Below are 445 nucleotides of genomic sequence, written 5' to 3'. Positions count from 1 at the left end.
ATTAAAAGTCAGGTGCTCTACCGACTGAGCTAATAGACCATATTAGTTGGGGTGGATAATGAGAGTCGAACTCACGACCTCCAGAGCCACAATCTGGCGCTCTAACCAACTGAGCTATACCCACCATTATATTGGTCGAGGTGAAGGGACTCGAACCCCCGGCCCCATGGTCCCAAACCATGTGCGCTACCAAACTGCGCTACACCTCGAAATTGTTTTAATTTAATGTGGTGGGCCATCAGGGACTCGAACCCCAGACCTACCGGTTATGAGCCGGGCGCTCTAACCAACTGAGCTAATGGCCCACATTAAATTTTGGTAGCGGTAATAGGAGTCGAACCTATGACCTTTCGGGTATGAACCGAACGCTCTAGCCAACTAAGCTATACCGCCATATTCTGGTGCCCAGAGGCGGAATCGAACCACCGACACGGGGATTTTCAGT

At 50.6% G+C, this 445-nt stretch carries 4 tRNA genes; all 4 read right to left on the bottom strand.

Going from position 1 to position 445, the window contains the following annotated elements:
- Window positions 1–47 precede the first annotated feature (47 nt).
- The 4 genes from KGF45_RS19700 to KGF45_RS19685 all read right to left on the bottom strand — a co-directional run bounded on the left by KGF45_RS19700 (window position 48) and on the right by KGF45_RS19685 (window position 393).
- Window positions 48–124 (bottom strand) — tRNA-His (locus KGF45_RS19700).
- Window positions 125–132: 8 nt separating this feature from the next.
- A tRNA-Pro gene (locus KGF45_RS19695) sits at window positions 133–209 on the bottom strand.
- Between the two features lie 19 nt (window positions 210–228).
- A tRNA-Ile gene (locus KGF45_RS19690) sits at window positions 229–305 on the bottom strand.
- A gap of 11 nt (window positions 306–316) precedes the next feature.
- Window positions 317–393, bottom strand: a tRNA-Met gene (locus tag KGF45_RS19685).
- Window positions 394–445: the final 52 nt, after the last annotated feature.

This window comes from Clostridioides sp. ZZV14-6154 (assembly GCF_020657785.1).
GTDB lineage: Bacteria > Bacillota > Clostridia > Peptostreptococcales > Peptostreptococcaceae > Clostridioides.
This window is presented reverse-complemented; position numbering and strand designations above follow the sequence as displayed.